General features: G+C 69.9%; 21 protein-coding genes. 8 read left to right on the top strand and 13 right to left on the bottom strand.

Annotated elements, in window-relative coordinates:
• Positions 1 to 18 precede the first annotated feature (18 nt).
• The 4 genes from LL239_RS15245 to LL239_RS15230 form a co-directional block, all read right to left on the bottom strand.
• Positions 19 to 1,227: an HNH endonuclease signature motif containing protein gene (locus LL239_RS15245; protein WP_228164296.1), complete on the bottom strand. Its 1,209-nt coding sequence runs from the start codon at positions 1,225 to 1,227 to the stop codon at positions 19 to 21.
• A gap of 238 nt (positions 1,228 to 1,465) precedes the next feature.
• Positions 1,466 to 2,137 (bottom strand): nucleoside/nucleotide kinase family protein, encoded by a 672-nt coding sequence (locus LL239_RS15240; protein ID WP_228164295.1) that lies wholly within the window; start codon positions 2,135 to 2,137, stop codon positions 1,466 to 1,468.
• Between the two features lie 132 nt (positions 2,138 to 2,269).
• The gene (locus tag LL239_RS15235) at positions 2,270 to 2,551 is read right to left on the bottom strand and encodes a GlsB/YeaQ/YmgE family stress response membrane protein (protein ID WP_228164294.1); all 282 of its coding nucleotides are present in this window, start codon (positions 2,549 to 2,551) and stop codon (positions 2,270 to 2,272) included.
• 196 nt (positions 2,552 to 2,747) lie between these two features.
• On the bottom strand, positions 2,748 to 3,131 hold the full coding sequence (locus LL239_RS15230) for a response regulator transcription factor (protein ID WP_228164293.1): 384 nt from the start codon (positions 3,129 to 3,131) through the stop codon (positions 2,748 to 2,750).
• A gap of 116 nt (positions 3,132 to 3,247) precedes the next feature.
• On the opposite strand from LL239_RS15230, the gene LL239_RS15225 reads away from it, so the two are divergent.
• Positions 3,248 to 5,263 (top strand): sensor histidine kinase, encoded by a 2,016-nt coding sequence (locus LL239_RS15225; protein ID WP_228164292.1) that lies wholly within the window; start codon positions 3,248 to 3,250, stop codon positions 5,261 to 5,263.
• A gap of 47 nt (positions 5,264 to 5,310) precedes the next feature.
• Here LL239_RS15225 and LL239_RS15220 read toward each other — a convergent pair whose 3' ends face one another.
• Positions 5,311 to 6,345 (bottom strand): LLM class flavin-dependent oxidoreductase, encoded by a 1,035-nt coding sequence (locus LL239_RS15220; RefSeq protein ID WP_228164291.1) that lies wholly within the window; start codon positions 6,343 to 6,345, stop codon positions 5,311 to 5,313.
• Between the two features lie 86 nt (positions 6,346 to 6,431).
• Here LL239_RS15220 and LL239_RS15215 point away from each other — a divergent pair, with 86 nt between their 5' ends.
• Positions 6,432 to 7,217 (top strand): hypothetical protein, encoded by a 786-nt coding sequence (locus LL239_RS15215; protein ID WP_228164290.1) that lies wholly within the window; start codon positions 6,432 to 6,434, stop codon positions 7,215 to 7,217.
• Positions 7,218 to 7,261: 44 nt separating this feature from the next.
• A complete protein-coding gene (locus LL239_RS15210) occupies positions 7,262 to 9,793 on the top strand; it encodes a DEAD/DEAH box helicase (RefSeq protein ID WP_228164289.1) in 2,532 nt (843 codons plus the stop codon).
• Between the two features lie 155 nt (positions 9,794 to 9,948).
• Here LL239_RS15210 and LL239_RS15205 read toward each other — a convergent pair whose 3' ends face one another.
• Positions 9,949 to 10,506 (bottom strand): Dps family protein, encoded by a 558-nt coding sequence (locus LL239_RS15205; protein WP_228164288.1) that lies wholly within the window; start codon positions 10,504 to 10,506, stop codon positions 9,949 to 9,951.
• Positions 10,507 to 10,672: 166 nt separating this feature from the next.
• On the opposite strand from LL239_RS15205, the gene LL239_RS15200 reads away from it, so the two are divergent.
• Positions 10,673 to 12,481, top strand: coding sequence for a glycoside hydrolase family 15 protein (locus LL239_RS15200; protein ID WP_228164287.1), 1,809 nt, complete (start codon positions 10,673 to 10,675; stop codon positions 12,479 to 12,481).
• 53 nt (positions 12,482 to 12,534) lie between these two features.
• Positions 12,535 to 13,428: an SDR family oxidoreductase gene (locus tag LL239_RS15195; RefSeq protein WP_228164286.1), complete on the top strand. Its 894-nt coding sequence runs from the start codon at positions 12,535 to 12,537 to the stop codon at positions 13,426 to 13,428.
• Between the two features lie 106 nt (positions 13,429 to 13,534).
• Here the strand turns inward: LL239_RS15195 and LL239_RS15190 are convergent, their stop codons facing one another.
• Positions 13,535 to 13,996: a GNAT family N-acetyltransferase gene (locus tag LL239_RS15190; RefSeq protein ID WP_228164285.1), complete on the bottom strand. Its 462-nt coding sequence runs from the start codon at positions 13,994 to 13,996 to the stop codon at positions 13,535 to 13,537.
• Between the two features lie 73 nt (positions 13,997 to 14,069).
• On the opposite strand from LL239_RS15190, the gene LL239_RS15185 reads away from it, so the two are divergent.
• Complete coding sequence (locus tag LL239_RS15185) at positions 14,070 to 15,041, top strand: helix-turn-helix transcriptional regulator (protein WP_228164284.1); 972 nt, start codon at positions 14,070 to 14,072, stop codon at positions 15,039 to 15,041.
• 1 nt (position 15,042) lies between these two features.
• Here LL239_RS15185 and LL239_RS15180 read toward each other — a convergent pair whose 3' ends face one another.
• Positions 15,043 to 15,303, bottom strand: a complete 261-nt coding sequence (locus LL239_RS15180) for a hypothetical protein (protein WP_228164283.1) — start codon at positions 15,301 to 15,303, stop codon at positions 15,043 to 15,045.
• Between the two features lie 141 nt (positions 15,304 to 15,444).
• Here LL239_RS15180 and LL239_RS15175 point away from each other — a divergent pair, with 141 nt between their 5' ends.
• Positions 15,445 to 15,603 (top strand): hypothetical protein, encoded by a 159-nt coding sequence (locus LL239_RS15175; RefSeq protein ID WP_228164282.1) that lies wholly within the window; start codon positions 15,445 to 15,447, stop codon positions 15,601 to 15,603.
• 11 nt (positions 15,604 to 15,614) lie between these two features.
• Here the strand turns inward: LL239_RS15175 and LL239_RS15170 are convergent, their stop codons facing one another.
• The 3 genes from LL239_RS15170 to LL239_RS15160 are packed head-to-tail and all read right to left on the bottom strand — an operon-like array spanning position 15,615 to position 17,629.
• Positions 15,615 to 16,640, bottom strand: coding sequence for an epimerase (locus LL239_RS15170; RefSeq protein ID WP_228164281.1), 1,026 nt, complete (start codon positions 16,638 to 16,640; stop codon positions 15,615 to 15,617).
• Between the two features lie 23 nt (positions 16,641 to 16,663).
• Positions 16,664 to 17,098, bottom strand: coding sequence for a hypothetical protein (locus tag LL239_RS15165; RefSeq protein ID WP_228164280.1), 435 nt, complete (start codon positions 17,096 to 17,098; stop codon positions 16,664 to 16,666).
• A 30-nt stretch (positions 17,099 to 17,128) separates the two neighbouring features.
• Positions 17,129 to 17,629: a CinA family protein gene (locus LL239_RS15160; RefSeq protein WP_228164279.1), complete on the bottom strand. Its 501-nt coding sequence runs from the start codon at positions 17,627 to 17,629 to the stop codon at positions 17,129 to 17,131.
• A gap of 86 nt (positions 17,630 to 17,715) precedes the next feature.
• Between LL239_RS15160 and LL239_RS15155 the strand changes: the two genes are divergently transcribed.
• A complete protein-coding gene (locus LL239_RS15155; protein ID WP_228164278.1) occupies positions 17,716 to 18,708 on the top strand; it encodes an aldo/keto reductase in 993 nt (330 codons plus the stop codon).
• 35 nt (positions 18,709 to 18,743) lie between these two features.
• On the opposite strand, the gene LL239_RS15150 is transcribed toward LL239_RS15155, so the two are convergent.
• The gene (locus tag LL239_RS15150; RefSeq protein ID WP_228164277.1) at positions 18,744 to 19,682 is read right to left on the bottom strand and encodes a carbohydrate ABC transporter permease; all 939 of its coding nucleotides are present in this window, start codon (positions 19,680 to 19,682) and stop codon (positions 18,744 to 18,746) included.
• The gene (locus LL239_RS15145) at positions 19,679 to 20,629 is read right to left on the bottom strand and encodes a carbohydrate ABC transporter permease (protein WP_228164276.1); all 951 of its coding nucleotides are present in this window, start codon (positions 20,627 to 20,629) and stop codon (positions 19,679 to 19,681) included. The genes LL239_RS15150 and LL239_RS15145 overlap by 4 nt, the downstream gene beginning before the upstream one ends.
• Between the last annotated feature and the right edge of the window lies 1 nt (position 20,630).

Raw genomic sequence — 20,630 nt, 5'->3', positions numbered from 1 at the left:
TACTTAATCATCCCCTGATCAGGCATAAACAAGCATCAGACACGCCCGATCACCCGCAGATTCATGCGACAGCCTCAGGCACGCGAGATTGCATCGTGCGGTGGGTCCGCCGCGGGCGTGGTCGCGGTTGTGATCGAGGTCGCACCGTCGCGCGGGCTGCCGGCACCCGGGGAATCGACAGTGCATGTCGCGTGCCCGGACGAAGCGCTGCAGGGCGGGGGAGGGGCGGTACCGATCCACCGCCAGGACGCTGCCCGTGATGGGGTGGGTGACGAGCCGGTCCCACGCCGAGGAGCCCGCCAGGAGTCGTCGCGCCGTGCCGGCGTCGATGGGACTGAGTCCGTCGATGGAGGCACCCCGATCGCTCGCGCCCGCGGCGGTGAGCGCGGGAACGACGACGGACACCTGCGCGCGGATCGCGCCGAGGCCGCCCGGGAGCGTGTCGATGGTCGGGTCGATGGTCGGCGCTCCCGTGAGCACGAGGTCGCACAGCAGATCGGCGCGGACCTGATCGATGGTGCGGCGGTCGCGCACGGCATCCGGATCGGAGTCGTCGGTCGCGGTCTCGGGGCGCGCGACCGCACGGATCGCGCGCGCCTGCTGCGTGAGACGGTCGTACATCGCGCGGATCTTGGCGGTGCCATCGATCACGCCCAGGCGCGCCATGCCGTCGACGTCGTCGTCGATCCACACGCGCCGCTGCCGCTCGGCCTGCTCGAATCGCTCCGTGACCGAAGTGGGGTGCAGCTCCTCGACCAGGGCGCGCGCGAAGGCCCGCGTCCCCGCTGCGGTGTCGCTCGCGGCCCGCGCGATGACCCGGTTCTCGAAGGCCGCCCGCACCGTCGGATCGACGAGTTCGGTTCCGACATCACGGATGGCGGCCGCGTGGCGTGCGCTGATCCTGCCATCGGACAGCGCCTGCAGTGTCGCCGGGAAATCGTCGACCAGCTGAAGCGCCTCGCCGAGTCGCCGTTGCACCGTGCGGTCGTTCCAGCGCAGCGCGACGCCGATCTCGGCCGCGATCGAGCGGAGCGCCATCTCTCGTTCCTGGACTGCGCGCGGCCGATGCTCTGACCGCCGCAGCGCGACGCGCATCGCCGCCGCGAACTGCGCGACACGTGCGGCTTCGAGTTCGGCGAGAGCCCGTTCGCTCTCGACGAGCGCGTCGACGACCTCGGTGAGGACGGTGTCCTCTCGATCATCGAAGACGGGCGGTCGATCCGGCATGCAGACATGCTGCCACGAACCTCCGACATCGCGAGCGACCCATCCACAGGGGAGGACGGGCCGGTGCGCTGGGTGGCGCGCGCCTTCCGGCGGCGCGCCGCGGAACGATGCTCGGCATCCATCCCGAAGGCGTCCCATCCTGCGCCCGACTGGCCGAGCTGGGTCGTCGGGCTCAGGCGAGGGGCGTCCCCATGAGGTCAACGGCCACGTCAGAATCGTGCCACGTCTGACGCGGGGGTCAGTCGACAACGGCTCCGGTCTCTCCCGACACGATCAAATGCGCTCGTGGGCGGGTCGCCTCGATCACCGCGGCGTTGACGCCGTCGACCTCGCGTGCCCACGCCGCCGCTGCCGCGGCCGTGCGGCCATGCCGCGTGTGCCGCTCGACGAGACGGCACTCTCGCGTGGCATCCGGCGCCGCGCAGAACCACGCCTCATCCAGCGTCGGTCGCACCTGCGCCCACGGGCCGTCGTCGACGAGGAGGTAGTTGCCCTCGACGACCACCACGCGTGCTTCCGGCTCGACCGCGATCTCGCCGGTCACGCCCTCGTCGACCTCGCGACGGAAGCTGGGCGCGAACACCGTGTGATCGGTTTCTTCACGCACCCGACGGAGCAGGCTCAGGAAGCCCCAGCCGTCGAACGTGTCGATCGCGCCCTTGCGGTCCCGGCGACCGAGGCGGTCGAGTGTGGCATTGGCGAGATGGAAGCCGTCCATGGGCAGTACCGCCGCCGAACGGGACCGACGTGTGTTCAGCTCGGCGACGAGAACCGTCGCGAGCGTCGTCTTGCCGCTTCCCGGGCTCCCCGCGATCCCCAGCAGAAAACGCGACGATCCGGATGCCGCTCGCTCGACGCGATCGGCGAGGACGGAGACGGCGGCGGCGGGCGGCGCGGCGCTGACATCCATGACCCGAACCTACCTCTCGACCCGGACACGAGCCGGGACAGGCGTGCTGCCGGAGTCGGTGGAGAACGACGAAGCGCCACCACTCCGCGGCCGCGGCCGCGGGGTGATGGCGCTTCGTGAAGTGAGCCGGGATCAGCGCGCGCGAGCGCTCCGGCCACGCGTGGCGAAGACGTAGATCCCCAGCACGATGATCGCGCCGATGATCGAGCCGATGATCCCGGACGGCTGGAGGAAGCCGCCCATGGGGTCGCTGGCGAAGATGAGGAAGCCGAGGAACCCGCCGACGAACGAGCCGACGATTCCGAGGACGATGGTCATGAGGATGCTCATGCTCTGCTTGCCGGGGATGATGGCGCGCGCGATGAAGCCCGCGATCAGGCCGACCAGGATGAGGCCGAGGATCGTCCAAAGCATGTTGTACTCCTTGCTGCGAGATGCCGGGTGGCACGGCGCCTCTGCTGTGTGAAGCGCTGCGAGAACGCTATGCCTCGGGCCGTTGCCGCGCCCGCGGCTTGAGTCTTGCGCGGAGATATGCTCCAGGACAGCGCGAGACGGGCGGTGGCTTATCGAGCGACGTTGCGTGAGGACCGGTGCGGTGAACGCGGGCGGTTCAGGCCGCGTGTGCCGCCGCCCGCAGTTCGGCCTGGACACTCTCGATCAGAACGGCACGGGACACGGGCTTGACCAGGACGAGGTCCAGGCCATGGCTTTCGGCGAAGTCGTCGTGCGTCTCCGCCTCCGCGCGCGCGGTCATCAGGATTATCCGCGTGTGCGTGACGCTGTCGTCTTCTCGCACGAGGCGTACGAGTTCGAGACCGTCCAGCCCGGGCATCATCCAATCCAGAATGACCACGGCCGGTCGATGCTGCCGGATGAACGTCAGAGCGCTCACTCCGTCGTAGCACTCGGCGGCGGTGATCCCCGCGCTCTCGAGACGCATCCTCGTGAGTCTTGCCAAGTCCACCTCGTCGTCGACGACCAAGACGGATTGCACGTTCGCTCTTCCTCTCGTGGCACACGGCCGGACTGATGGTTCGCAAGGGCGCACCCGCTTCGGTGGCCGCGCGCTCCGTGCGCCGGGATCGGTTCTCGCACGGATACTATCCCGGGGTGGCGCACAGCAATATCGCGAGCAGGGTCCGTGATCTGAGCGGGTGGCGCCACGTGGCGGCCCTGGCCGCGACCCTCTTCCTCAGCTTCGTCGTGGGGCTCGGCAGTGTCCTGCCGGTGAGCGGTCCCTCGACCCTCAGCTGGTGGTGGCCCGCCGTCGGGATCGGAGCGGCGGCCGCCCTCATGTCGTCTCCCGCCCTGCGTCCGTTCGTCAGCCTCTCGTACGGGCTGCCCATCCTCGCCGTGTCGGTGCTCGGCGAACGCGGGCTCGGCATCGCGTTGGTCGGAAGTGCGGCCGCGGCCCTCGAGGTCTATCTCGTCGCGACGATCGCGACGGCTCACTCGGAGCCGCCGGGAGTGAGGGATCTGCGGGCTGCCGGGCGGTTCGTGCTCGGCGCGGTGGTCGGCTCCGCCGTGGGTGGGATGGGCATCGCGGCGGGCGTGGCGGTGGCGGGCGGCGCCTTCTTCCCCGTCGTCGCCGCCGTTGCCGCATCGCACGCCTCCGCCATCCTGATCATCACGCCCCTCGTTCTGATCGCACGGGAGAAGCGCACCGCACCGTGGCGGCTCTCCCTCGGGCTGACGCTCCTGACCCTCGCCTCTGTCGCCGTCGCGTTCCTGCCTGCGGGGGAGGAACCCCTCGGATTCCTCCCCGTGCCGCTCCTGATGTATGCGGCCTTCACGCAATCGATGCGGATGGCGTACGCGCAGCTGGTGCTGACGATCATCGTGGTGAGTGCATTGACGGCGTACGGCGGCGGCGCGTTCGCTGACTCATCCGGTGTCATCCGAGTCGTCAGCTTGTTGCAGCTCTACGCCATCACGCTCGCGGTCACGGTGCTGTTCGTCGCTGCGGCGCAGTCCCATCAGCGTCGCCTTTCGGATCAGCGCGAGGGCACACGCCGCCTGCTGAACGAGGGGTTCGCGCGGGCGCGCAGCGGATTCGCGATCCTCTCCGAAGAGACCGATGGCGCGCTCGCGGTCTTGGAGATCAACCCGATGGCGACGAGCGTGCTCGCGGGCGAGCTCTCCACGGCATCGAAATCCCGTCTGTTCGTCCGGGGCAACGGACCGCTCCGGGAGTTCACGAGGGGCGTCGTCGCCGGTGGCTCCGATACCACGGCGTGGCCGATCGAGGAGGGCGAGGACGCTCTGTTCCGCGTCACCGTCGAGGCCCTCGATCGGTCGGACTACGGCAGGATCTACCTCCTGTACATCGAAGACCTCAGTGCGCTGCGGGACGCGGAGGCGGTGATGGCCGCTCGATTGGAGAAGGAGCGCCAGGTGGTCGACGCCCTGCGGGCCATCAACCGGCAGAAGGACGAGTTCGTTGCCAGTGTTTCGCACGAGCTGCGGACGCCACTGACCTCGATCAGTGGCTACGCGGAGGAGCTCGCCGACGTTGCCCGCTCCCCTCTCGAACGCGACTACATCGCGGTCATCCTCCGCAATTGCGAGAGGCTTCTCGAGCTGGTGAACAACGTCCTCGTGGCCGCCCGACGGCAGAGTCCCGGTGCCGACGCGGCACCGGAACCGGTGATCCTGGGCGAGGTCATCGACCACTGTCTGCTCGATGTGCGATACAGCATCGCCAGTCGGGACATCGCTGTGGAGGTGGATTGCGCGTCATCGCTGCGGGTCGTCGCGCACACCAGCGATCTGGCACGGGTCATCACGAATCTCCTCACGAATGCCGTGAAGTTCTCGCCGCGAGGGGGGCGGCTCTTCATCCATGCGACGCGGGCGGACGGGGCCGTGACGATGACCGTGCGAGACCAGGGTCCCGGCATAGACCCGGAGGAGCGTGAACGGGTGTTCGAGCCCTTCTATCGATCGCCGGGCACCACCCGCAGTGGCGTGGCGGGAACAGGGCTCGGTCTCGCCATCACGCGCGAGCTCCTGGCGGGGATGGGAGCCACCATCCGCCTGGACGACGCACCCGACGGGGGCACGGTGGCGGAGCTGACGTTCCCCCTTCCTCCGGCGGACCGCGTGCCGGCGACCAGCGCCGGATAGCCCGTTCGCGGATGCCGAAGCATCCGGCATCCGGATCCGCTCGCGTCTCAGACGGTCGCGCGCGTCGATTGCCAGCCCAGGGCCGGCGCGACGTGCGTGGCGAAGTTCTCGACCAGGCGCAGGTTGAACTCGACACCCATCTGGGACGGGATCGTGAGCATCAGAGTGTCGGCGCTCATCACGGCGGCGTCGTTCTGCAGCTGCTCCACGAGCACGTCCGGCTCGGCGGCGTAGGTCTTGCCGAAGGTCGAGCGCATGCCGTCGATGACGCCGATCTGGTCGGAGCCCGCCGAGCCGCCGAAGTACATCCGGTCCTCGTCGCTGACGATGGGGAAGATGCTGCGACTGACCGACGTGCGCGGCTCGCCGGCGTGACCGGCGTCCTTCCACGCGGCGCGGAACGCGTCGAGCTGACGCGCCTGCAGGATGTCGAAGGGCGTGCCGTCGGCCTCGGTCAACAGCGTCGAGGACATGAGGTTCACACCCGTGCGCCCCGCCCACTCCGCGGTCGCGGTGGTTCCGGCACCCCACCAGATGCGTGTGCGCAGTCCGGGGGAGTGCGGTTCGATGCGCTGCAGCCCGGTGCCGCCGCCGAAGGGGCTCATCGGGTCGCGTTCCGCGAGCCCTTCGCCGTCGATCGCGCGCAGGAACAGGTCGAAGTGGTCGCGGGCGATGTCGGCGCCGCGCGGATCCTCCGAACCGGTGTAGCCGAACGCCTCGTAGCCGCGCACGACCGTCTCGGGTGACCCGCGGCTCACGCCGAGCGCGAGCCGGTTCCCGCTGATGAGGTCGACGGATGCCGCCTCCTCGGCCAGCATGAGCGGATTCTCGTACCGCATGTCGATGACACCGGTGCCGATCTCGATCCGGGATGTGCGCGCCGCGATCGCCGCGAGCAACGGCATCGGGGCCGACTGCTGCCGGGCGAAGTGGTGGACGCGGAACGAGATGCCGTTGACGCCGAGGTCGTCCATGCCCTGGGCGAGGTCGATCGCCTGCAGCATCGAGTCGCCGGCGGAGAGGTGATGCCCACCGCCGAGAGGGCCGTAGTGCCCGAAAGAGAGGGTGCCGAAGGAACGCATATCGGGTGCAACGCGGCATCCCCGGTTCTATTCCCTCGCATACAAGCACGGCCCCGGGCGCTGCGGGCTGTGGGACGATGCAGGGCATGGATGCCGAGGCACGGGGCGAGCTCGACAGGCTCCGCGTGCGCGCCTACGGGCCGGACGCCGACCTCGCGGACGACCCCGCGGCGTGGGCGCGGCTGCGCGAGTTGGAGGACATCGAGCGCCGTCGCCACGGGGAGGCCGCCGCCGTGCTCGTCGCCGACGGCGAGGAGGTGCGGTCCCTCGACGCCGACGCCGACGTCGACGCCGACGTCGATACCGACGGCACAGACGTGCGCGACGGCACGCGTGTCACGGAGCGAGGATCCCGGCGCCCCGACGTCCGTCGCGGCCGGACTCTGTGGCTCTGGGCGGGCTCGCTGGCGGCGGTGGCCGCACTGGCCAGCGCCGCGTCGATCGCCGCGGTGACGGTCGTGCCGGTCGCGCGCTCGGCGGGCGTCGCCCAGGTCGACAGCCTGGTACCCGACCCCTCCGTCGGGACGGACTCCCTGTCGACGCTCGGGCTCGAGCCCTCGCAACTGACCGGATACGCCGACTTCCACGGGCTGACACCTTTCGCCGGGTCCACCCAGGTGGACTCCTCGGGCACACGATCGGACTGCCTGGTGCTCGTCGACACGAGCGAACTGGCCGCGACGGAAGAGGACGAGTCCTTCCGGAGCGGTTTCCGGTATGGCGGGTGCGGTGCCGGGGTCTTCCCGGCGACGGTGGAGTTCGTCGTGACACCGGAACTGCCCGAGGCGTTCCGGCAACGATTCCCCGTCGGCAGCTCCGTGCAGTTCGTGCGCGACGGCGATCGGGTAGGGGTGTTCTCCGACGCCGAGTGACCCGATCCGGCCGGGCGCGATCGGTGGGATGAGAGGCTGGTGCGGTGACCTCCCTCCTCGACCACGTGCCCGCGGGCAGCGATGCGGATGCCGCCTACCTGGGCTTCGTGGAGTGGGCCGGCGGTCGCGGGCTCGCTCTCTACCCCGCGCAAGACGAGGCGATCATCGAGATCGTGTCGGGAGCGAACGTGATCCTGTCGACCCCGACCGGAACGGGAAAGTCGCTCGTCGCGGTCGCCGCACACGCGGCATCCCTCTCCCGGGGCGGGCGCAGCTACTACACGGCCCCCATCAAGGCGCTCGTGAGCGAGAAGTTCTTCGCCCTCGTCGAGATCTTCGGCGCCGAGAACGTCGGCATGGTCACGGGCGACTCGTCCGTGAACTCCGACGCCCCGATCATCTGCTGTACCGCCGAGATCCTCGCCAACCTCGCCCTGCGGCAGGGCGCGGATGCCGACGTCGACCAGGTCGTCATGGACGAATTCCATTACTACGGCGAACCCGATCGCGGGTGGGCGTGGCAGGTGCCGCTGTTGCTGCTGAACCGGGCGCAGTTCGTGCTCATGTCGGCGACCCTCGGCGACGTCACGGACATCGCCGACGACCTGTCCCGCCGCACCGGCCGGCCGACGGCGCGGGTCACCGGCGTCGAGCGTCCCGTGCCGCTGCACTTCGAATACGCCCGGACGCCCGTCCACGAGACGGTGCAGGAGCTCCTCGACACGCGGCAGGCGCCGGTGTACGTCGTGCACTTCTCCCAGGCCGCGGCGATGGAGCGCGCGCAGGCCCTGTCGTCGATCCGGATCATCGGACGAGATCAGCGGGACGAGATCGCCGAGGCGATCGGCGGCTTCCGCTTCACCACCGGGTTCGGCAAGACGCTCTCGCGCTACGTGCGCGCCGGCATCGGCGTGCACCACGCCGGCATGCTGCCGCGGTATCGGCGTCTCGTCGAGACCCTCGCGCAGCGCGGGCTGCTTCGGGTCATCTGCGGCACCGACACCCTCGGCGTCGGCATCAACGTCCCGATCCGCACCGTCCTGCTCACCGCGCTGACGAAGTACGACGGCCAGCGCATGCGGCAGCTCTCGGCGCGAGAATTCCACCAGATCGCCGGACGCGCGGGGCGCGCGGGCTACGACACCGCGGGAACGGTCGTCGTGATGGCTCCCGATCACGAGATCGAGAACGCGGCCCAGATCGCCAGGGCCGGCGACGACATCAAGAAACAGAAGAAGATCGTCCGCAAGAAGGCGCCGCAGGGCTTCGTCAACTGGACGGAGCAGAGCTACGACCGCCTCGTCGCGGCGGAACCGGAGCCGCTGCAACCGCAGATGAAGCTCACCGCCGCGATGCTCATCAACGTCATCGCCCGCGGCGGCGACGTCTTCGGCAACGTCCGCTCGCTCGTCTTCGACAACCACGAGCCCCGCGCTCGTCAGTACGCGCTCGCCCGGAGGGCGCTCGCGATCTTCCGCACGCTGGTCCAGGCGGGCGTGGTCGAGGTGGTCGACGGACACATCAGGCTCACCGTCGACCTGCAACCGAACTTCGCGCTCAACCAGCCGCTGTCGCCGTTCGCGCTCGCCGCGATCGAGATGCTCGATCCCGAGGTGGAGCTCGGCAGGGGACCGGATGCCGCACCTCCGGCCTCGTCGGTCGGCACCGGCCACTACGCCCTCGACGTCGTCAGCGTGATCGAGGCGACACTCGACGACCCGCGTCCCGTGCTGTCGCAGCAGCAGTTCCGTGCCCGCGGAGAAGCCGTCGCGGCGATGAAGCGCGAGGGCATCGAGTACGACGAACGCATGGAACTGCTCGAGGAGATCACCTGGCCGAAGCCCCTCGACGAGCTGCTCGCGCAGGCGTACGAGGTGTTCGCATCCAGCCAGCCCTGGGTGCGCGACTTCGAGCTGTCACCGAAGTCGGTCGTCCGCGACATGTACGAGCGGGCGTGCTCGTTCGGAGAATACGTCTCGCTCTACCAGCTCGCCCGCAGCGAGGGTCTCGTGCTGCGCTACCTCAGCGACGCCTACCGGGCGATCCGACAGACCGTGCCCGTCGACGCGCAGACCCCCGACCTGCTCGACCTCATCGCGTGGCTCGGGGAAGTGGTGCGGCAGGTCGACTCGAGCCTCGTGGACGAGTGGGAGCAGCTGATCAACCCGGCCGATGATCCGGCGGCCCCGGTGGTGCCGCCGGCGCCGCCGTCGATCCTCACCAACCACCGGGCGTTCGTCGTCCTCGTGCGCAACGAGATGTTCCGCCGCGTACAGCTGGCCGCGCTCCAGCGCGACGACGAACTCGCCGAGCTCGATGCCGATGTCGACTGGTCGGCGGCCCTCGATGCCTACTTCGACGAGCACGACTCGATCGGCACGGGCGGTGCCGCGCGCTCGTCGGCGTATGTCGACATCGACGAGTCGGCCGCGGCGGACGGTCTCTGGCGCGTCGAGCAGACCATCGACGACCCGGACGGCGACCACGACTGGCGCATCCGCGCCGAGGTCGACCTCGCTGCCTCGGAGGAGGAGGGGACGGCCGTGGTCCGCGTCACCGAGGTGCTGCGGCTCTGACATTTCCTCCTGGCGAACATCGCCGACATTGAGGCGTCGATCGCCCGCCTCGAGGGTCCGCGCCCGCCGCTGATCCTGCCCGCTCTCTGACACGCCCGGAAACGACGGATGCCGAGGCCTCCAGGCCCCGGCATCCGGTGTCATCCCCGACGCGGTTACTTCCGCGCGACGCGGTTCTCGGCGCTGACCATCCACGACAGCTGCTCGAGGCGCTCGAGGATCGAGTGCAGGATGTCGGCGCTGGTGGGGTCTTCGTCGTCGACGTCGTCGTGCACGTCGCGGACGGTGCCGACGGTCGCGTCGATGCGCTCGGTGATGAGGTCGACGACCTCGGCGGTGTCGACCTCGCCCTGCGGGAATTCCGGCAGGGTCGTCGTCTCGGCGATGGTGTCGCTGCGGCCGTCGGGCAGGGCGTGCAGCGACCGCATGCGCTCGGCGATCGTGTCGCTGAACTCGCGCGCCGCCTCGATGATCTCGTCGAGCTGCAGGTGGGTGTCGCGGAAGTTCTTGCCGACGACGTTCCAGTGGGCCTGCTTGCCCTGGATCGACAGTTCGATGAGGTCGACGAGGACGGCCTGGAGGCTGTCGGTGAGCTTCTCGGAGGCCTGGAAGCCCTGCTCGGCGTTCTGCTCGTCGGTGGTCTCGGGGCCGCTGCCGCCGCGAGCCGGGCGACGGCGGTTCTTGGTCGGGGAGTCCTTGGTGGTGGAAGACATGCGCGTTCCTTTCACTCGCGGTCGTCCTCGACGTTAGGTCCTGCGGTGTGCCCGACGCCGGGGGTTGCCAGCGCGACAGCGCCGCTGTAGCGACGGCCCCGTACCCGCTCGGCCCCGGATCGACAACCCCCGAATGCCGGCGCCGAGCGGTTCCTAGCGTTGAGGTGTGCCCACGACACCACCCCCGCAGTCCCGCCCGCTGCGCGACTACGCCGCGATCGGTGATGGTCGCACGGTCGCGCTCATCGGGCTCGATGGTGCGGTCGACTGGCTGCCGTTGCCCAACATCCACTCGCGCCCCGTGTTCGCGCGACTCGTGGACGACTCCGCCGGCGGCTGCATCGAGCTCGCTCCCGTCGGCGAGTTCGAGGTCAAGAGGCGCTACGTCGCTCACACGAACGTGCTCGAGACGACGTTCACGACAGAGACGGGCGTCGCCACGTTGACGGATGCCATGGTGACGGGCATCGCCGGACGCTTGCCGTGGGCCGAACTCGCACGCCGCGTCGAGGGGGTCTCGGGCGAGGTCGAGTTCGCCTGGTGCGTGCAGCCCGGGACCATGCTGCGCTCCGCCGCGCCGTGGACGGAGCGCATCGACGGGTTCTCCATCATGCGGATCGGTCACGTGTCCCTCGCCGTGGTCGGGCACGAGCACGGCATCCACGGCGATCCCGACGAGCGCAGCGAGAGCATCTCGGGCCGCTTCACCACCGCGAAAGGCACCCGCCACCTGCTCGTGGTCGCGGCGACCGAGGGGGAGCCGCTGCGCGTTCCCGACGCGAAGAACGTCGACCGGGGCATCGACCGCACCATCGACGGCTGGTCGATGTGGTCGGACGAGTTCTCCTACGACGGTCCGTGGGCCGACGACGTCCAGCGCAGTGCGCTGGCGCTCAAGCTGCTGCTGTTCAGTCCCACCGGCGCGATCGCCGCGGCGGCGACGACGTCCTTGCCGGAGAACCCCCGCGGCGGCAAGAACTGGGACTACCGCTTCGCCTGGGTGCGCGACCTCGCCTATACCGCGCACGCCTGGGTCGGATTCGGCCTCCGCGAAGAGACGCACGCCGCGCTCTCGTGGATGCTCCGGACGATCCGCGCCAACGGCCCCGAGGTGCAGGTGATGTACACCCTCGACGGCGACGCGGACGTCGGCCTCGAGAAGCACGAGGTTCCGGGGTGGAACGGCAATCAGCCGGTCGTCACCGGCAACCCCGCGCAGGGCCAGCTGCAGCTCGGGGTGTACGGCGACCTCATCGCGATCTGCCGCACCTACGTCGAGGCCGGCAACCGCCTCGACACGCAGACCGGAAGGCTTCTCGCCGACGTGGCCGATCGCACGTGCGATCTATGGCGCCGCGCGGACTCCGGCATGTGGGAGCTGCCCGAGCTCGAGCACTACACGTCGTCGAAGATGGGGTGCTGGAAGGCCCTGGACGACGCGCAGTGGCTCGCGTCCGGCGGTCACATCCCCGACAACGGCGAGCGCTGGCGCGCCGAGCGCGACCGCATCCACACGTGGGTCGAGGAGAACTGCTGGTCGGAGACCCTCCAGGCCTACACCCAGCGGCCCGGCACGGAGGACCTCGACGCCTCGGTGCTGCTGCACGCCCCGACCGGGTTCGACCGGGGCGAGCGGATGTCGAAGACGGTGGATGCCATCACCGAGCGCCTCGGCACCGACAACCACCTCGTCTACCGCTACACCGGCATGGACCAGGAGGAGCACACCTTCGTCGCCTGCGCGTTCTGGCGTGCGACGGCCCTCGCCTGCGTCGGTCGCCACGCCGAGGCGATCGAGGCGATGGACGCCCTCGTCGCGCAGGCGAACGACGTCGGACTCTACGCCGAGATGATCGCCGAGGGAGACGGCGCCTTCTGGGGCAACCTCCCCCAGGCGCTCAGCCACCTCGCGCTCATCAACGCCGCGCTCGTCATCCGTGAGGTGGTCGACGAGGCCCGCCTCGGCGACCGCTGACCTTCCCCCGCCGGGGCGGCTCGCGCTCCGGCATCCCCCTGAAAGGACTCGCCATGACCAGTCAGTACACCTTCACCGACCCCACCCAGCTCTACGCCGACATCGAACCGTCGAAGCAGCACCAGCCCGAGCCGGGTCTGGATGCCGAGCTGACGCCGAAAGCCGCGCTGGGGGAGGACACCTATGTCGGCAGCGGGCGCCTCGAGGGGCGCAAGGCCCTCATCACCGGCGCCGACTCGGGCATCGGGGCGGCCACGGCGATCGCCTTCGCCCGCGAGGGCGCGTCGGTGGCGATGTCGTACCTGCCGGAGGAGAAGGAGGATGCCGATCGCATCGCCGGCATCCTGCGCGAGGCCGGGGCCACCGTGGCGCAGATCCCCGGCGACCTGCGCGACCCGGAGTATTGCCGTTCCCTCGTCGCGCAGGCGGTCGAGGAGCTCGGCGGGCTGGACATCCTGGTGAACAACGGCGGCAAGCAGCTCTTCAACGAAGACCTGACGACGCTGACCGACGAGCAGTTCGACGACACGTTCAAGACGAACGTGTACGCGATGTTCTGGGTCACCAAGGCGGCGCTGCCGCACCTGCCCGCCGGGGCGGCCATCATCAACACGACCTCGATCCAGGCGTACTCGCCGTCGGCGATCCTGGTGGACTACGCCTCGACGAAGTCGACCATCAACGCCTTCACGAAGGCGCTCGGCCAGCAGCTGGCGCCGAAGGGCATCCGCGTGAACGCGGTGGCTCCCGGTCCGATCTGGACGCCGCTGCAGGTGTCGGACGGTCAGCCCCAGGAGAAGGTCGCCGAGTTCGGCGAGGAGACGCCCCTCGGACGCATGGGGCAGCCCGCCGAGCTCGCCCCGGCGTACGTCTACCTGGCCTCCGCGGAGTCGAGCTACGTGATCGGCGAGACCCTGAACGTCAACGGCGGGATGCCGACCCCGTAGGCGCTGCTGCCATCCCCGGAACAGGGGATGTCGCCGGAACAGGCCGATTCTTCGAGAATCGGCCTGTTCTCGTCGCGGGGCCTGTTCTCGAGTCGACCGAACCGTCTCAGGTCAGCGGCTTGCGGTAGAAGATCTCGCCGTCGGCGGTGGTTTCGCTGCGGTGGTAGCCCTCGCGCTCATACAGACGCTGGTTCGCCTCGCTGAGACCGCCGGTGAAGAGTTCGGCCTCGGTGGCGCCGGCGCGGCGACCGCGCTCCTCGACCGCGGCGAGCAGCATCGAGCCCAGCCCGCCGCCCTGCTGGTCGGGGGCGATGGCCAACCGACCGATCAGCAGCAGGGTGCCGTCGCGGCGTGCGCGCACGGCACCCACGAGGCGATGCCCCAGGAGCGCGACGCAGCCGAGGTTCTCGACCAGCTCGGCCTCGAGCTCATCGAGCGTCTGCGTCAGCGGGGGCATGTCGGGGTCACCGTAGATCAGGGCTTCGCTCGCGAAGGCCGCGCGTTGGATGGTCAGCACCTCACCGGCGTCCTCGGGGCGGATGTCGCGGATGACGGGCGAGTCGGTCATGGGGCATGTTCCTGTTCTCGATGAACTATCGGCGGCGTGGGGACGGGCATGAGGGGTGCCGAGGTTAACTACTATGGCGGTGGCGCAGTACGGCGGGAACGGAGTGCCGCAGTTCATGAGCGACTACTTCGACACGCGTATGCGCACGACCGAACCGGCCGAGACCCTGGCCTGGCTGCAGAGGCACTACGGGCGCGTCGATGTCCAGGCCGAGCAGGGATCGTTCGCCGAGCATGCGTCCGGGGACTGTGCGTTCGTGCTGAGCAGCCTCCTGTGGGGCTGCCGGGCGCGGATCTCGTACGAGGCCGACCGGTTCGTCTTCCTCAGCTCGACCCCCGGCTGGGCGTGGCGTATCGGGGCCGCAAAGGGGGAGTACAGCGTCGAGCCGGGCGTCGTGCAGCCGGGTCACGAGCTCTCCGGCGATGTCGATGGGAGCGCCGTCCAACTGGTCGCCTTCGACCCAGCGCACCTGACGGAAACGGCCCGCGCGATCTACGGCGACGACGATCTCTCGGTGCGCTTCGACGGGACAGGCCCGGTATCGCCGCGGATGCGCGACTACTGGCTCGCGACCGTGCGCTGGTCGTTGACCCAGTTGCCGCTGCTGTTCGAACCCCTTGTCCGCGCGCACGTCCACCGCGCGCTTGCCTCTGCGACGCTGGAGGCCTTCCCGCTCGCCGGCGATCCGCGCGAACGGCGCGCCTCGGCCCTCGAACAGGCCGCCATCTACGCCACGGCGACCAGTTGGATGGACGATCACGCGTCGCTGCCGATCACCGCCGCCGATGCGGCACGCGCGGCGGGCACCTCGGCGTCCGGCCTGCGCCGGGCCTTCGCCGCCAACGGAAGCCTTGCCCGGACCCCGGAGGATTACCTCTCGCAGGCCCGGATCAGCGCCGCGCACTCCGAGCTGGTGGCATTCGATCCGACGCTCTCGACGGTCGGCGAGGTAGCCCTCCGGTGGGGCTTCGTCGATCTGCCGAGCTTCGCCGCCGCGTATCGCTCGGCCTACGGCGCCGACCCGCAGACCACCCTCGAACGCTGAGTCAGCGATCGCGATCGGTGTACTCGCCCGGACGTTCCGCATCCTCGCGGGATTCGTCGCCGGACGGCAGCTCCACGTCGGTGTACGCACCGGCCTCATCCGCTCGGGGCCGTGCGCTGGTGCCGTCGGCGCGCTCGTTGTCGACGTACTCTCCCGGGTCGTCGAGGTCGCGGCCGGCCTCTTCGCCGTCGGGCAACTCCACCTCGGTGTACTCGCCCTCGTCCGGCCCCGTGCCGTGGCCGGTGGTGTCGCGATCGCCCATGATGCGCCTTCCTGGTCGTGATGGCTCCGAGGCTAGACCGACCGCCGGGTGCACGACGAGTGCTTGACAGCCGCGTGCTCGGTCTTCGCGCCCGTGTCAAGGGCACCGGCGCGGGCGTCCCGGGGGAGGACAGTGGATGCCATGCCAGCTCTCGCCATCCTCCTCATCGTCGTCGGTCTCGTCTTCCTGTTCCTCGGCATCTTCGTCGAGGCCGTGAAGTTCCTCCTGTGGATCGGCATCATCATCCTGATCATCGGCGTGATCGCCGCGCTGATGCGGTTCGTCCGCCGCAACACCTGAGCGGCGTCTTCTCAGACCGAGAAGAGATCGCGGGCCCGGGGCCGGCGCACGGATGCCACGGCGTCCAGCGCCGGCCCCAGTTCGTCGTAGGCGAAGGTGAAGCCCGCTCGTGTGAGCACGCCCGGGGTGGCCCACCGGCTCTTGAGCACCAGCTCCGGCTCAGTGCCGAGCACGGCCATCGCCGGATCGAGCATCCAGCGGAAGGCGGGGAGCCCGAACGACGTGCCGGCGACCCGTCGCACCTCGCGCATGAGCGTGCGGTTGTCGCTGACACCCGGCGCCGCGAGGTTGACCGGGCCCGCGAGACCGTCGTGATCGCGGAGGAATCGGACGGATGCCACGACGTCGTCGATGTGGATCCAGCTGAATCGCTGACGCCCCCGGGTGCGATGCCACGATGACCAGAGGGGGCCTGTCGGACGGGCACCGATGCCGCGGTAGCGCCGGTGCGGGAACCACCAGCTGTCGATCTGCGGCCCGCCCAGGCCCAGCGTGCCGAGGGCGAGCAGCATCCGGGTCGCGGGCCCGTCGCCGAGCACGATCGCCATGCGCAGCGCGATGCGGCGGGTGGCGGGGAGGACCCCCTCGAAGAACGCCCGCTCCCAGCTCGTGGCGACATCCACCGAGAAACCCTCGCCGATGACGCCGGTGAGTTCGTCGTTGCCGCTCTCGGTCTCGTGGCGGTAGATGGTGGCGGTCGAGGCGTTCATCCAGACGCGGGGCGGGCGGGCGGCATCCCGGACCGCCCGATGCAGAGCACGGGTCGTCTCTACACGGGACCGCAGGATCTCGTCGCGATTCGCGTCGCCGTACCGGCACGACACGATCTTGCCCGCGAGGTTGATCAGCACGTCGGCGCCGTCGACGAGCCGGGCGATCCCGGCGGGGTCCGCCCAGGTGGCCGTCCCCGTGCGGCCCACCGTGACAACGTCGTAGCCGTCCTCGCGGAACGCCGCCGCGAGCGACCGACCCACGAATCCGCTCGCTCCGGCGATCACGACACGGGGCGCAGCGGCGGTGTCGGGTGCGGGCGTCATCCGCACATCCTAGGTCGAGCCGGTCAGGCGTCGTCGGGGTCGGGGAGGTTCTGCGCGATCCTGCTCGACTCCGCCGACCCGCGGCCGACGCCGGGCTCGTACTGCGCGATGAGCGAGTCCGCGTCCGCGCGGTCCTCGCCGGCGGCGTCCGTGGGTGTCGACGGCGCTGCGGTGCCGCCCTCGGGGTGGTGGCGCGAGGTGGAGCCGCTGTCACCGCGCGCGCCGTCGGTGCCGCGCTCCATACCGCCGTCGGCGGCGCGCGTGCCGACCCCCGGCAGGTCGTTCTGGCTCGAGACGTTCTGCACGCGCGCCTCGTCGGCTCCGTCGACCTCGGTGGCGGAGACCGCCCCGGTGTCGGCGCCGGCGCCCCCGGCGGGAACGTCGGCGGTCACGCCCTCGGCATCCGAAACGGTCTTCTCGTGGTCGGCGCCGGGCAGGTCGCTGGGGGGAGTGTTCACGGTGGTCCTTCCGCTGGGTGTGGGGCCACGTTAGGCGCCGCGTCCGTTCGGGGAGACGGGGTTGACGACCTCGGCGAGGAGGGCGACCGCGGCCTCGACGCTCTGCGCGATGACCTCGGCCGGGTCGCCTTCGAACTCGTGCAGACGCCAGGTCGAGGCGTTGCCGGACACTGCGGCGACGTAGACCGTGCCGGCCGGATGACCGGCGTCGTCGGCGTCCGGACCGCCGACGCCGGTGACCGCCACGGCGAAATCGGTGTCCACGAGTCGACGTACGCCGTCGGCGAGCTGGAGAGCGCACTCGGCGGAGCACGGATCGACGTCGGCACCCACGTCGAGCACGTGCACCTTCGTGGCCATCTGGTACGCCACCACCGACCCGGCGAACCACTCCTGGGTGTCGGGCCCTCGGCCCAGGGCCGTACCGACGGCCCCGCTCGTCAGGGACTCGGCGACGGCGATACGGGCTCCGCGCGCGGTGAGCTCGCCGGCCAGGCTCGCCACGGCCGCATCGAGGGAGGTGTCGCTCATGGAGTGTCCTTTCGCTCTGCGGGGCTCGGCGGCCCCGCTGTCGGAGGTGCTGGATAGGCTCGGTGCGATCCCCGAAAGGAACCGCCATGCAGCAGCGTCCCCTCTCCCGCACCGGCCGCGAGGTCTCCGCCATCGGTCTCGGTACCTGGCAGCTCGGACCCGACTGGGGCGGGGTGAGCGAAGACGAGGCGATGCGGGTGCTGGGCGCCTCCGTCGACGCCGGCGTCACGCTCTTCGACACGGCCGACGTCTACGGCGACGGCCGCTCCGAGGAGCTCATCGGCGCGTTCCTGCAGCAGTCCGGAGCCGGCGGCATCACGGTGGCGACCAAGATGGGCCGACGCGAAGAACAGGTGCCCGAGAACTACACGATGGAGAACTTCCGGCTGTGGACCGAGCGGTCGCGCCGGCTCCTCGCCCAGGACACGCTCGATCTCGTGCAGCTGCACTGCCCGCCGTCGGCCGTCATCGACGCCGACGCGACGTGGGATGCGCTCGACCAGCTGGTGTCCGAGGGAGTCATCGCCGCGTACGGCGTGTCGGTCGAGACGATGGACCAGGCCCTGTCCGCGCTGCGCCGGCCGAACCTGACCAACCTGCAGATCATCTTCAACCCGTTCCGCCTGAAGCCGCTCGACGAGGTGCTGCCCGCCGCGGCCGAGAAGGGCGTCGCCGTGTTCGCGCGCGTCCCGCTGGCCAGCGGTCTGCTGTCGGGCAAGTACACCGCCGACACCACGTTCGACAAGGACGACCACCGCACGTACAACCGCAACGGCGAGGCGTTCGACAAGGGTGAGACGTTCTCGGGCGTGCCCTTCGCCGAGGGCGTCGCCGCGGCCGACGAACTGAAGGCCGCTCTCCCCGAGGGCGTCACGCTGCCGGCTGCGACCCTGGCCTGGATCGCGTCGCGCGAGGGCATCACCTCGGTCATCCCGGGCGCACGGTCGGCGCAGCAGGCCACGGCCAACGCGGCCGCGGCCGATCTGCTCGAGGCGGGCTTCGACCTCGGCGCCTTCGATGCGGTCGTGCGCGAGGTCTACGACCGTCGTCTGCGCGCCGAGATCCACCCGCAGTGGTGAGCGTACGCCGCGTCCCACGATGACGGGGCGCGGCGTCATCGCAGTCCCGACGATGCGACGCCCTGGATGATCTGCTTCTGGGCGAGGAAGAAGACGAGGATCATCGGCACCGTGGCGATCACGCTCGCCGTCACGATGATCTCCCAGTTCCACTGACCGCTGAAGCCGAAGGCATCCACCATCGCCTTTAGACCCCGCGGGATCGTGAAGGTCGACGAGTCGCGCAGGTAGATCAGCGCCCGCATGAGATCGGTCCACACCGCCTGCACCTCGAACACGAGCGTGACGGCGAGTGCCGGCCGGGCCATCGGCAGCGCGATGCGCCAGAACACCGCCCACTGCGACGCGCCGTCCACGCGTGCGGCGTCGAAGAAGTCACGGGGGAGCCCCAGCAGGAACTGACGCAGCAGGAAGACGTAGAAGGCGCTCGCGAAGAGGTTCTGCGCCCACAGCGGCACCAGCGTGCCGACGAAGCCGAGCGAGTTCCAGATGAGGAAGGTCGGGATCATCGTCACGGCCCCGGGGAGCATCATGCTCGCCAGCACGAACCCGAAGAGCACCCCGCGGCCGCGGAACCGGAACCACGTGAAGCCCCACGCGACCATGGCGCTGGAGAGCGTGACGGTGACGGCCGCGAGGACGGTGACGATCGCGGTGTTGACGAACCAGAGGGCGAGCGGAGCCTCCTGCCACACCGCGGCGTAGTTGCCGAGGGTGAACGTCTCGGGGATGAGCCGGTTGTCGAACACCTCGCCGCGCGGCTTGAAGGAGGCGCTGACGAGCCACACGAACGGATAGGTGAAGACCACCCCCAGCACCGAGAGTGCGGCGACGACCAGGACCCGGGTGAAGCGAGCGCGGCGTCGCGCCGACGCGGACGGATCCCGGCGGGTCGCCGCGGGCGACACGGACGACGCCGGCCGCTCGGGCTCGTGGAGCCCCTCGGGAGCGGCGAACGGGATGGTGCGGCTCATCGCTGGCCCCCTTCGTAGTAGACCAGGCGACGCGAGACGAGGAGCTGGATGCCGGTGACCACCAGGATCAGTGCGAACAGCAGCCACGCCATCGCCGAGGCGTAGCCCATGTGGAGGAACTCGAACGCCTGCTGGAACAGGTAGATGACGTAGAACAGCGCGGCGTCGTTGCTGTAGGTGCCGTTGCCCGCCCCGAAGAACGCCGTGTACGCCTCGTCGAAGGTCTGCAGACCCGCGATGGTGTTGACCACCACGATGAAGAACAGGGCGGGGCTGATGAGCGGCAGAGTGACGCTCCACGACTGCCGCCAGAACCCCGCGCCGTCCAACCGCGCCGACTCGTACAGCTCCACCGGGACGTTCTGCAGCGCGGCGAGCAGGATCAGCACCGACGACCCGACCGTCCACAGGCTCATCAGGATGAGGCCCGGCTTGATCCACGCCGGATCGGTCGTCCACGCCGGCCCGTCGATGCCCACCACCCGCAGGGCGCCGTTGATCAGCCCGTTCTGCCCGTTGAACAGAAGGAGGAACAGGATGCCGACCGCCACCGGCGGTGTCATCTTGGGCAGGAAGAACAGCGTGCGGAACAACCCCGCCCGGCGCCCGGCTCGATTCAGCAGCAGCGCCAGCGCCAGTGCGACGGCGATGTACAGCGGGATCTGCACGAGCGTGTAGAAGGCGGTGTTGGCGAGCGACTGCAGCACCTTGGGGTCCTCGGCGAGCTGGGCGTAGTTGTCCAGGCCGACGAAGCGTGGATCACGGATGACGTCGTAGTCGGTGAGCGACAGGTACGCGCTGTACAGCAGCGGCCACGCGGTGAAGACGCAGAATCCGACGATCCACGGCGAGAGGAACAGCAGCGCCGAACGCAGGTTGCGGCGTGCGGCCCGCCGACGGGATCGCTCGCGCGTCAGGTCGCGGGCGACCGGAGCGGTCGTGGCCACC

This window comes from Microbacterium testaceum (genome assembly GCF_020781835.1).
Taxonomy (GTDB): Bacteria; Actinomycetota; Actinomycetes; order Actinomycetales; family Microbacteriaceae; genus Microbacterium; species Microbacterium testaceum_H.
Note: the sequence above shows the minus strand (reverse complement) of the source record. Positions and strands in the feature narration are given on the sequence as shown.

Bases quoted from the DNA above. Each gene is read 5' to 3' on its own strand.
- LL239_RS15245 (WP_228164296.1), bottom strand. From the start codon at position 1,227: ATGCCGGATCGACCGCCCGTCTTCGATGATCGAGAGGACACCGTCCTC.
- LL239_RS15240 (WP_228164295.1), bottom strand. From the start codon at position 2,137: ATGGATGTCAGCGCCGCGCCGCCCGCCGCCGCCGTCTCCGTCCTCGCC.
- LL239_RS15235 (WP_228164294.1), bottom strand. From the start codon at position 2,551: ATGCTTTGGACGATCCTCGGCCTCATCCTGGTCGGCCTGATCGCGGGC.
- LL239_RS15220 (WP_228164291.1), bottom strand. From the start codon at position 6,345: ATGCGTTCCTTCGGCACCCTCTCTTTCGGGCACTACGGCCCTCTCGGC.
- LL239_RS15215 (WP_228164290.1), top strand. From the start codon at position 6,432: ATGGATGCCGAGGCACGGGGCGAGCTCGACAGGCTCCGCGTGCGCGCC.
- LL239_RS15205 (WP_228164288.1), bottom strand. From the start codon at position 10,506: ATGTCTTCCACCACCAAGGACTCCCCGACCAAGAACCGCCGTCGCCCG.
- LL239_RS15195 (WP_228164286.1), top strand. From the start codon at position 12,535: ATGACCAGTCAGTACACCTTCACCGACCCCACCCAGCTCTACGCCGAC.
- LL239_RS15190 (WP_228164285.1), bottom strand. From the start codon at position 13,996: ATGACCGACTCGCCCGTCATCCGCGACATCCGCCCCGAGGACGCCGGT.
- LL239_RS15185 (WP_228164284.1), top strand. From the start codon at position 14,070: ATGGCGGTGGCGCAGTACGGCGGGAACGGAGTGCCGCAGTTCATGAGC.
- LL239_RS15180 (WP_228164283.1), bottom strand. From the start codon at position 15,303: ATGGGCGATCGCGACACCACCGGCCACGGCACGGGGCCGGACGAGGGC.
- LL239_RS15175 (WP_228164282.1), top strand. From the start codon at position 15,445: ATGCCAGCTCTCGCCATCCTCCTCATCGTCGTCGGTCTCGTCTTCCTG.
- LL239_RS15170 (WP_228164281.1), bottom strand. From the start codon at position 16,640: ATGACGCCCGCACCCGACACCGCCGCTGCGCCCCGTGTCGTGATCGCC.
- LL239_RS15160 (WP_228164279.1), bottom strand. From the start codon at position 17,629: ATGAGCGACACCTCCCTCGATGCGGCCGTGGCGAGCCTGGCCGGCGAG.
- LL239_RS15155 (WP_228164278.1), top strand. From the start codon at position 17,716: ATGCAGCAGCGTCCCCTCTCCCGCACCGGCCGCGAGGTCTCCGCCATC.
- LL239_RS15150 (WP_228164277.1), bottom strand. From the start codon at position 19,682: ATGAGCCGCACCATCCCGTTCGCCGCTCCCGAGGGGCTCCACGAGCCC.